The organism is Pseudomonas sp. QS1027, from assembly GCF_002814235.1.
Classification (GTDB): Bacteria; Pseudomonadota; Gammaproteobacteria; order Pseudomonadales; family Pseudomonadaceae; genus Aquipseudomonas.
Genome location: NZ_PHSU01000042.1, coordinates 170,812 through 180,683, shown reverse-complemented (window position 1 = coordinate 180,683; position 9,872 = coordinate 170,812). Strand labels below are relative to the sequence as shown.

The 9,872-nt window shown below is 51.7% G+C and carries 6 protein-coding genes and 1 pseudogene; 4 read left to right on the top strand and 3 right to left on the bottom strand.

Annotated elements, in window-relative coordinates:
• Both CWE01_RS32065 and CWE01_RS33470 read right to left on the bottom strand, forming a co-directional pair.
• Positions 1-162: pseudogene (locus CWE01_RS32065) on the bottom strand (IS5/IS1182 family transposase); the annotation flags it as partial.
• Between the two features lie 80 nt (positions 163-242).
• A complete protein-coding gene (locus tag CWE01_RS33470; protein WP_157815314.1) occupies positions 243-4,223 on the bottom strand; it encodes an NACHT domain-containing NTPase in 3,981 nt (1,326 codons plus the stop codon).
• A gap of 713 nt (positions 4,224-4,936) precedes the next feature.
• On the opposite strand from CWE01_RS33470, the gene CWE01_RS32055 reads away from it, so the two are divergent.
• Complete coding sequence (locus CWE01_RS32055; protein ID WP_100944557.1) at positions 4,937-5,215, top strand: hypothetical protein; 279 nt, start codon at positions 4,937-4,939, stop codon at positions 5,213-5,215.
• Between the two features lie 4 nt (positions 5,216-5,219).
• Complete coding sequence (locus tag CWE01_RS32050; protein WP_100944556.1) at positions 5,220-5,738, top strand: AlpA family transcriptional regulator; 519 nt, start codon at positions 5,220-5,222, stop codon at positions 5,736-5,738.
• Between the two features lie 19 nt (positions 5,739-5,757).
• Here the strand turns inward: CWE01_RS32050 and treR are convergent, their stop codons facing one another.
• Positions 5,758-6,462, bottom strand: coding sequence for a trehalose operon repressor (treR, locus tag CWE01_RS32045; RefSeq protein ID WP_100944555.1), 705 nt, complete (start codon positions 6,460-6,462; stop codon positions 5,758-5,760).
• Positions 6,463-6,688: 226 nt separating this feature from the next.
• Here treR and treP point away from each other — a divergent pair, with 226 nt between their 5' ends.
• Together treP and treC are read left to right on the top strand one after the other, a co-directional pair.
• Positions 6,689-8,131, top strand: a complete 1,443-nt coding sequence (treP, locus tag CWE01_RS32040) for a PTS system trehalose-specific EIIBC component (RefSeq protein ID WP_100944554.1) — start codon at positions 6,689-6,691, stop codon at positions 8,129-8,131.
• Between the two features lie 82 nt (positions 8,132-8,213).
• Positions 8,214-9,863, top strand: a complete 1,650-nt coding sequence (gene treC, locus CWE01_RS32035) for an alpha,alpha-phosphotrehalase (RefSeq protein WP_100944553.1) — start codon at positions 8,214-8,216, stop codon at positions 9,861-9,863.
• The last annotated feature ends 9 nt before the right edge of the window (positions 9,864-9,872 follow it).

The window sequence follows — 9,872 nt, the reverse complement described above, 5'->3', positions numbered from 1 at the left end:
GGTCGCCTTGGGCGTGGCCTTGTCGAACCCAAGGTACTTCAGGTCGAGCCTGCCAACATAGGCGTCAATCACGCGAACAAGATGATCATCGGGAATCAGATCCTCCAACGAAACCGGAAACAAACTGGTTTGATCGCGCGCTTCACCTTGGATGTAAGCCATAACGAAAAATGCTCCGTATCTTTCGATACGGAGCATTTTCTTCAACCTCGGCGCAGATTGCTAGGTTTTCACACAGTCTGCTAACCTTCCTGTTTTAACCACTCTTGTAAGCAGCCCGCTTTTGATACAGGTGCCACAGATCTCTCTCTCCAATTAGCTAAGATGCTTTGCATTTGAAGGTTCATAGAGTAGTTGTTTCTGTAGAAATCTAACAGCTCTCCAATCAAGACCGCCGACCGAGCATCATTGGGTTGTAACTTTCTAGCTGCAAATTTTAAAAGAGACTGTCCGTACCACTTGGGTGACGCTTCGTTTAAAAGTTTAGAGAATATATCAGAGTAGGCGGTATTGAAAAATTGATCGGAATCCATGCTGTCTGTGAGGCTGCCTAAAACTAGAAAGCAGGAAAGAGCCGCTTGTCTTAACAGTTCCGGAGCCACCTCGTCTGTAAATATTTTCTCTAAATTGTTTGTTGATAGCCCGAAATGTGTAAAAAAATCTGTCTTTGTTCGGTTTTCCATTTGCTTGTCAGTATATCTACCTATACCGCTGATCGAGTTGTAAGCCCCTGTTAAAGCGTTCGCAAGTAAAGGTAGTAGGGTGAGTTCCTCGCTTAAGTTGATCTGAAATGGAGCGAGCCTCATTTCAAAAGCGCCGATATTTATATCCTCAGCTGCAAGCTTCGGAGCTGTCTCAGCAAGTAGCTTCCTTAAGGCAGGTGCTTCTGTACCAGCCATTTCAAATAACGCACCCCAATGAAGAATTTGAGATGCGTACGTTTCGGGATTTGCGAATGCATGCTTGGTAATGCTGTCGTTTAACTCTGAGTCGTCAAAGTCAAATTCGCTATGGGAGCGGGCATGTACGGATAAGTTAGATCCGATATATGGAAAATCTCTACAAATATCATCCCATCCCTTACGGGAAAAGCTTCTATCTATTGCAATCATCTGCGCGGTGGGTCGAATATTCCTGCCATCTAATTTTCCGGTTCTGACAAACTTGGAAAATGCCTTTTTATCTAGCTTTTCTAGCTCGTCTGCAAAATTTAAGGTTTGGTTGCGCCAAGAGTCTAAAGGGAGCAATGCCTTAAGATAGTTTGGCATTAGTTCTTCGGCGCCTGATATGTGTTTTATATTTGTTATAAAAGATTTGAGGTTCTCAAAGCTGTTGTCTTGTGCGAAAATTATCGTTGATGCACAGTGTTGAAAGAAAGGACTAAAACTTTCAGATGAGCAAATTTTGAAAGCGACAATCATTGGTATAGATTTGGTTCGCCAGTCGTGTTCGAAATAGTGGAAGTTAAGTCCTTTGTATCGTTTGCTTTGTCGGATACTAACGCTTTCAGCGTTATCTTCGTTGCGATCAAGAAACGCTAAAAGAATAGATTTTTTGACTGTCGATAGATTGGAGTATCTTGTAGAGCTTACAGTCAGATCGTAATGTTGATACAGTAGCTTAATCAGGAGGGAGTAATTGAGCTCGATTCTAATATTGGGATGGTCTAGAAGTGCTATTAGTCCTTCGATGAACCACTGCTGCGTTATCTTTGACGGGGCTACGTCGTCAAAATGTTGTACTCTTTCAGAAAGTTGAGCTTTGAGAATTGCATTAATATAGCCGCTTGAAGAATTTAAAATTCGATTGCTGACTCTTTCATGTTGGTCGGGGCCGCCTGACAGAGCTCTGATTAGGACGATCGCAGCGCCAATTTGCTCTTCTTCAGTGGCCTGAAATAAATAGTCGATCATGCAGTTGTGTAACCAGGTTTTAGTATTAGTGTGCTGAACGCTAGTCAGCGCGCTAATCAAGCTTTCATCAAGAGTGCTATATAGTGGTATTAGTACGTTTTTAAAAGTTTGTCTCACGCGACGATCTTGCTCCAAAACGCCCTCAGTGATCAAACGAAGAGCCAAGATTGCACCTACTGATAGTCTGCGTCGAAAAATCTGAGTAAAACGACATCCGTCCCAGTTATCTGTTGAAGAAAGAACCTCCGCCGCCATTGCAAGCTCTGAGATTCTCCCCATAACCACCAAGGAGCTTAATAAGAAATGCATGACCTCACGCCAGTGTGGGTCGGCGCAGATTGTATCCATCCGATTACGCATGGTTATAGGTGATACGTCCGTATATATAAACTCTCCGGCAAAAAATTCTTGCAATTGTCGAATGTCAAATCGTACATAGTCGCTGTTGTCTGGGGTATTAACAAATACTAGTCGTTCAGTAGTGGCCTCCATTAATGCGCTTAAAGTATCTTCAATGTTTGCGTCGGCTAGCATTGTAACTGTATCTCTTGAAAGCTTTTCAAACTCGCTTTTTTCAAGTGTTGCTTCCGCACCAACGCTGCTTTCCGCTTTCGCATGAAGGGCTATACCTAGTCTCGCATGAATTGCCTTTAATAACTTGTCATCTCGGAGAAGTTTGTTTATGCGTATGTCTTTAAAATTTTTCTGACTTTCGCGTTTTTTCATTACCTTATAAAAATTCTCAAATAGTTCCCACCTTTTTTCTGGAGGTCTGCCACCATCTCGCACTACTACTGCCATGATGTGTGACTGAAGTGGAGTAGTCATTAGCTCTCTTACTTGGGGGGATTGCATAGCGTTCGAAAGAGTTTCTACCGCGTCTACACCTTCCGATTCTGTCCTGCCAAATTTGACAACGGCTGTTGCGCAGAGTAGCGCTATGTCTGCGGGTAGTTGTGCGAGAAGTAGAGTACTAGAATCTAATTTCTCAAACTGTCCAGAATACCCTTGAGGCCGCGTTGTACACAAAATTAATGCATCTGCGTCTATGGACGGAAGCACTTCATCTGAAAATCTTATGATCTCATCCGCAATATGGTCTTTAACATCGTTGGGTACTTCATCTAGACCGTCAAAGTTAAAAAACCAACTGTCCGTTGCCATTGCTCTTTTTACGGTGCCGGTTAGGACTTTTTGTTCCGTTTTTAATGCAATTCGTTCTGATAAGTAACTCAATATTCCTCTGGGCTCAAGCTCTGCACGCCCGCCATACCAAGTTGCGAAATCCTTAAGTTCGATTAGCACTGGGATGCGAGGTACATTAGTCCATAAGCTTAGGTTTTCAGCTACAAATTTCAGTTCTAATGCAGTCTCACGTACGGCCGGAAGAACGTGAGGGCCGCCTTTAGAGAGAATGAAGGATGCTCTTTGAATTTGGCTGTAAAATTGGCCCACGGTAGATTTGCCTTGGCCAGGTCCACCCTTCAATATAAATACTCGAGAGCGTCTCCAAGCTTTACCGTAAAGACGGCCACGCTCCAGATCAGTTCCCCAGCACGAAATCTTATGGTTGCACGCGGCGCTGGCAACAATCGTTTTTAGTATTTTATTATTTTCATTGCGTGCTGTTTCGAAGGGAAGGTCAACAAACAGTTCGTGTATTTTTGGCCTTGCATCCGATGAGGATCCTGCTTGCTCTAACTTAGTGTAGGTCTGCTCGTTAAATTGACTAACGATTAGATGTTCGACTATTGCTTTTACTTGTGCGTGCTGGTCGTTAATGTTGTTATAAAGACCGGATAATACATGGCCAGGGGTGAGGAAATGACCGTAGTAATTTGCTACATCCGGATCTCTACCTAAAAAGCTTAATATTTTTTGACCCCCCCATATGTCAAAATTCACATGGTCAGGGAGTGTGGCTTTTACAAGTTTTTTTATTTTGTCGAAGCTGCCGGTATCTTTAACTGCTGTAGGCTCGATATTTGTGGCTAGAATCCATACGTCAGGAATCGTTCTTTCGCGCTTACTGAATAATTTTAACTCTTCTGTTACTTGTCGCACTAGCCACGTTTGTGGATTTCCACTTAAATTTGGCTTGTGATATTTTGACTGAATATACCAAACTCCAGACCACTGATTTTTTGCAGTAGGATACGGAGCTGTGCCTTCCAGGTATCCATCTCGTCCGCCATCTGCTCCCGTTGCAAATCCAGTTACTCCATTCCCCAGCACTCGTAACGCTAAGAAATTCACCATGCTCTCAAAAGAGTGTGTGTCGAGCTGCGTCAGGTCATATGAGGTTGGCATAATTCGTCCTTGTCCTTTTTTCTCTAAACAGAAGTATTTGCTAAAGAGTCGATTTTTTTTTCGCAGTCGAGCAATCACATTACGGTTGTCATCATCTACGGCGGTGTCGCGAGCGGTTATATTTTCTCAAAGGGCGTTCAGGAGGCGAAATTACATTCCTGCTCAGGCTGGCGAATAGCGCTTGCAGAGAAGATCTCGTTTGCTTCACAGCTTCCGAATACAACAACTTCAGTCTTATCCCTTATGGTGATATTCATCCTCATCCTCATCATATCAAAATGATGGCTCTGGGGGAGCGCATGCACCATGGCCCTATAGCCGGTTGAGTATCAGGCTGCTGTTTGTGTGCTGTTAATCAAATTCGGCACCAAGCTACCCCACGCGACATCAGTCATGGTATGTCTCATGGTTCTCAAGCTTCTGTTTTTTATAACTATTTAGAATATAAGACTATTTATCATCAGTTGATAACTGAGTGGAAATGATCCCCACGTGATGTAAGCCTCAAGCGTTGAAGCAAAGGCCATAGGAAAAATCACCTCGCCTGCCCTCGCAATACCCCGCAAATACATTGATCTGCCGAAGTTTTTTGTCTCCCTACACTCAAGAAGCCAGCCCCGAATCGAGGTGCTGGTCGAGTCATTTTTTGTCGATAAATGGATTTGGTTGTCAGTTGACAACCTTTGCGCCTGGCGCAAGACTGGAAGCTATGGATGGCTGGAACAAGACACCCGATCAAGGAGATCGAGAACGTACTGCGTTATGCAGAGGAATTTGGCTGGCGAATCAAAGTAGGTGGTTCGCATGCCTGGGGCAGGATGTACTGCCCGTTTAACAGTGGGCTGTGCCGTTGCCAGGATCACTGTATCACCAGCATATGGAGTACGCCGCGTGACCTGATCAGTCATGCCCGCAATTTGCAGCGGGTGGTTGATGCTTGTGTCATCAACCACGCTAATGGCGATCCCCTGATCGCTTCTCCCAAGGAGTAGAACCATGGAGTATGAATTCACCCTGAGGTACCAGCTCTCGGAGCAGAACAACGATCCGGATGTATTGATTGAGCTCTTGTTTGAGTGCGGTTGCGATGACTCACTGATCGGCTGCGGAATCCCTGGAAGGCTGGCGCTGAAGTTCTCCCGGGATGCCGACAGCGCCGCTCAGGCATTGCTTAGCGCTTTGCAGGACGTCAAGCGTGCTATCCCCGATGCGCGTCTCATAGAGGTTGTGCCCGACCTGGTCGGCCTTTCGGATATCGCCGATATCGTCGGCGTTTCGCGGCAGAACATGCGCAAGCTCATGCTCAGTCATGGGGCTTCATTTCCGTTGGCGGTCCACGAAGGCAGCGCTTCGGTCTGGCACCTGGCGGAAGTCCTGGGCTGGCTCGAAGGCCGGGGTTATGACCTTGAGCCCCGGATGATTGAAACCGCGCAGGCGGCCCAGGATATCAACCTCACGAAAGCCACCAGCAAGCTCGGCTCGGTGAACCCCGAGTGGCTGGCGCTGGTGCTATGAATCGCCCGACGTCAGCGGCTCAGCGCCTTGCCACATCCGAGAAGTAGAACTTGTCCAGGGTGTGCCGCGACTCGGTGTATTCGAACTGCCGGCCATCGTGCAGGAACGTCTGGTTCTTCACCACGATCACATGGCTGGCCCCATCCAGGTCCAGGTGCAGCACATCGTCCCGGCTGCAACGGGCCGCCTCGATGGTGCGCTGGGCGAAGCTGATGCTCAGTTGCAGGGTTTTCTCGATGTAGGCATAGATCGACTGTTCGGCGATTTCCCGGGTCAGGCCGGGAATCCGGTCGGCGACGAAATAGTTGATGTCGAGGATGATCCGCTTGCCGTCGATCCGCCGCACCCGCTTGATGCGGATCACTGAACTGCCGGGTTCGGCATCCAGGCGCTCCTGAAGCGAGCCTTCAAGGGCGATCTCGCTGAACTCCACCACTTCGGTGCCAATATTGCTGCCAAGGCTGGAATGGGCTTCCTGGAAGCTGACGATGCCGCCCAATTGAAACTCGATCGGGCTGCGGGACAGCACGAAGGTGCCCTTGCCATGGATCTTCTGGGCGAAACCGCGCTCCTGCAATTGCTCGATGGCCTTGCGCACGGTGCCGCGGCTGGCCTGGTAGCTGTCCATCAGTTCGGTTTCCGACGGCAGCCGGGCACCTTTTTCCAATTGCTCTGTGGTAATGCTGGCAAGCAGATCACTGTAGATCTGGTTGTATTTGCTCATGCTGTTCGCTCTGGATCGAAAGTACTCGCCAACAGGGTAGCCGACGCGATGTCCTGGGACCTTGAACCTTAAGGGCAGGTCGAAACTTTGTCCATTTGTCGGATCTTTTACCGATAAATCTGTAACTCGTCTGTACGAGTTATTGCTTTAACTCGTACAGACGAGTATTTTTCGTTTCTGTGTGCTGCCAACACCCTCCAATAACAAGAAACAGTGGAAGAAAAGCATGAGCCACGACTATCCGAATATCGCCCGCGAGCTGCTGAAAGGTCTCGGTGGCGCTGAAAACCTCGAGCAGGCCGCTCACTGTGTCACCCGTCTGCGCCTGGCCCTCAAGGACCCGAACCTGGTCGACAAGGCCGCGTTGTCCAATATCGACCTGGTGAAAGGCACCTTCTTCACCGGCGGCTTGTTCCAGATCGTCATCGGTCCGGGGGAAGTGGAGCGTGTCTACGCCGCCCTGCGCGAAATCACCGGGATGGCCGCCTCGACCATCGCCGACGTCAAGCAGAAGAGCGCCGACAAGATCAACGCGGTACAGCGTCTGGTGCGGGTGTTCTCCGATGTGTTCATGCCGATCCTGCCGGCGCTGATCATTGCCGGCCTGCTGATGGGGGTGAACAACCTCATGGGCGCCAAGGGCATGTTCATCGACGGCAAGACCTTGCTGGAGGCCTACCCGTCGCTGGACGGCGTGTGGAGCCTGATCAACCTGATGGCCAACACTTCCTTCGTGTTCCTCCCGGCCCTGGTCGGCTGGTCGGCGGCCAAGCGGTTTGGCGGCAGTGAAATCCTCGGCATCGTGCTCGGCCTGATGCTGGTGCACCCCGACCTGCTCAATGCCTGGAACTACGGCAAGGCGGTCGCCGGCCTGGACGGCCAGAGCCTGCCGTACTTCAACATCTTCGGCTGGTTCCGGATCGAGAAGGTCGGTTACCAGGGCCAGATCCTACCGATCCTGATGGCCGCCTATGTCATGAGCGTCATCGAGAAATGGCTGCGGGCGCGGGTGCCGAATGCCATTCAACTGCTGGTGGTGCCGATTACCACCATCGTCGTGACCGGCGTGCTGGCCCTGGCGGTCATCGGTCCTGTGACCCGTCACCTGGGCATCCTGATCACCGAAGGCGTGGTCATGCTGTTCAACGTGGCGCCGGTGCTCGGCGGCGCGATCTTCGGCCTGCTCTACGCGCCGTTGGTGATCACCGGCATGCACCACATGTTCCTCGCGGTGGACCTGCAACTGATCTCCACCCAGGGCGGCACCTTCATCTGGCCGATGATCGTCATGTCCAACCTGGCCCAGGGCAGCGCGGCACTGGCGGTGTTCTACATGAGCCGCAATGCACGGGAGCGCAGCATGGCCTCGACCTCGGCGATCTCCGCCTACTTCGGCATCACGGAGCCGGCGATGTTCGGCGTCAACCTGCGCTACAAGTTTCCGTTCTATGCCGCGTTGATCGGTTCGGCGCTGGGCAGCATCTTCCTCTCGCTGAACAAGGTCCAGGCCTCGGCCATTGGCGTCGGTGGCCTGCCGGGCTTTATCTCGATCATTCCGCAATACATCCCGATGTTCATCGTCGGCATGGTCATCGCGATGGTCGTGCCCTTCGTGCTGACCTGCGGGTTGAGCCTGAAAATCATCCGTCCCGGCTATCGCGTCGCCTGATCCGGCAACGTCAGCGCGAGGGTGCTCGCGTTGACGTCCGAAAACACAACACAGCTACCACTGGCACGACCAAGGAATCCCCATGCAAGACTGGCAGCGTTCGGTGATCTACCAGATCTACCCGAAAAGTTTCTACAGCCACTCAGGCCAGGCCACCGGCGATCTGCTGGGCGTGGTCGACAAGCTCGACTACCTCAAGTGGCTGGGCGTCGACTGTCTGTGGATCACGCCGTTCCTGCGTTCGCCGCAGCGTGACAACGGCTACGACATCAGCGACTACTACGCCATCGACCCGAGCTACGGGACCATGGCCGACTGCGACCTGCTGATCGCCGAAGCCGGCAAGCGCGGGATCAAGCTGATGCTCGATATCGTGGTCAACCACACCTCGATCGAACACGAATGGTTCCGCCAGGCTCGTAGCAGCCTCGACAACCCGTACCGGGATTTCTACATCTGGCGCGACCAGCCGAACAACTGGCAGTCGAAGTTCGGTGGCAATGCCTGGGAGTACGAGGCCCAGACCGGTCAGTATTACCTGCACCTGTTCGACCACACCCAGGCCGACCTGAACTGGGACAATCCCCAGGTGCGCCAGGAAGTGTTCAAGATGATGCGCTTCTGGCGCGACAAGGGCGTCGGTGGCTTCCGCCTGGATGTGATTAACCTGATCTCCAAGCCCGCCGATTTTCCCGAAGACGCCAGCGACGGCCGCCGTTTCTACACCGACGGTCCGAACGTGCACGACTACCTGCAGGAAATGCACCGCGAAGTCTTCGAGGGCCATGACCTGATCAATGTCGGCGAAATGTCCTCCACCAGCCTTGCGCACTGCATCCGCTATTCGCATCCGGAGTCCCAAGAGCTGTCGATGACCTTCAACTTCCATCACCTGAAGGTTGATTACCCGAACATGGAGAAATGGGTTCGCGCCGATTTCGATTTCCTCGAACTCAAGCGCATCCTCTCCGACTGGCAGACCGGCATGCAGGCCGGTGGCGGCTGGAATGCGCTGTTCTGGTGTAACCACGACCAGCCACGGGTGGTCTCGCGCTTCGGCCATGACGGCGAATACCGGGACGTGTCCGCGAAGATGCTCGCCACCGCGTTGCATTTCCTCCAGGGGACGCCGTACATCTATCAAGGCGAAGAGCTGGGCATGACCAATCCGGGTTTCGAGTCCATCGAGCAGTACCGCGATGTCGAGACCCTGAACATCTACCGGCTCAAGCGCGAAGCGGGCGACTCCGAAGCCGCGAGCATGGCCGCGATCATGCAGAAATCCCGGGACAACGGGCGTACACCGATGCAATGGAGTGCCGGGCCGAATGCTGGTTTCAGCACTGCCCAACCCTGGATCGATGTGCCGCCGAACGCCGCCTGGATCAATGTCGACAAACAGTTCGACGATGCCGGCTCGGTGCTGCATCACTACCGCGCCCTGGTCGGTTTGCGGCGCGGCGAAGCGCTGATGGTGGACGGTGTCTACCGCCAGTTGCTGCCGGAACATCCACGGGTCTGGGCCTATGTGCGTGAGGGGCAGGGCGAGCGACTGCTGGTGGTGAACAACTTCTATGCCGAGCCTTGTGAAGTTGAATTGCCCGAAGGCGTTTTCATCGATGGCCAGAGCCAGCGTCTGGTGATCGGTAACTACGCCGGTGACTTGCCGCGTAGCCGACATCTGTCGCTGAAACCTTACGAGTCTTTTGTACTGCATCTGTCAGAAAAATAAGGCGTTTCA

What these genes read in the sequence shown, in the direction of transcription:
- CWE01_RS32055 (WP_100944557.1), top strand. Translation starts at nt 4,937, where the DNA reads ATGGCTGGAACAAGACACCCGATCAAGGAGATCGAGAACGTACTGCGT.
- CWE01_RS32050 (WP_100944556.1), top strand. Translation starts at nt 5,220, where the DNA reads ATGGAGTATGAATTCACCCTGAGGTACCAGCTCTCGGAGCAGAACAAC.
- CWE01_RS33470 (WP_157815314.1), bottom strand. Translation starts at nt 4,223, where the DNA reads ATGCCAACCTCATATGACCTGACGCAGCTCGACACACACTCTTTTGAG.
- treP (WP_100944554.1), top strand. Translation starts at nt 6,689, where the DNA reads ATGAGCCACGACTATCCGAATATCGCCCGCGAGCTGCTGAAAGGTCTC.
- treR (WP_100944555.1), bottom strand. Translation starts at nt 6,462, where the DNA reads ATGAGCAAATACAACCAGATCTACAGTGATCTGCTTGCCAGCATTACC.
- treC (WP_100944553.1), top strand. Translation starts at nt 8,214, where the DNA reads ATGCAAGACTGGCAGCGTTCGGTGATCTACCAGATCTACCCGAAAAGT.